We start from the raw sequence: 377 nt of genomic DNA on the forward strand, positions 1-377 counted from the left end.
GGCCCTGGCGGTCGTACTCCGTACGCGAGACGACCCGCCCGCCCGGCCCCATCTCCTCCAGCACGGCGCCGGTGGCCAGGTCTATCACCCGCGAGGTCACCGTTTCCGCGTCCGTGCCGGGCGCCACCGTGGCGGTCTCGGTCAGACGCCCGCCCTCAACGGTCCGGCTGACCTCAGTCCTCAGCTCGCCCGGCCCCTCACCCCGGCCCTCCCCACCCGCGCCCTCAGCCCAGGAGACCGTCCCGGAGGCGGCCTGCCCGTACTCGTCGTAGGTGAAGGTGGTCTGCTCGCGGGCGGTGAGCTTCCCGCTGCTGTCTGCGGTGCGGGTGACGGTCCCGGTGACCGTGCGCCGGTCCGCAGCCAGGGTGTTGGAGGTC

The 377-nt window shown here is 74.0% G+C and carries 1 protein-coding gene; it reads right to left on the reverse strand.

Annotated features, from left to right (window positions below):
* A partial coding sequence (locus IF89_RS39800) for a hypothetical protein (protein ID WP_043195019.1) occupies positions 1-377 on the reverse strand: 377 nt, incomplete at both ends.

The sequence above is a fragment of the Streptomyces sp. NRRL F-2664 genome, assembly GCF_000719345.1.
GTDB lineage: Bacteria > Actinomycetota > Actinomycetes > Streptomycetales > Streptomycetaceae > Streptomyces.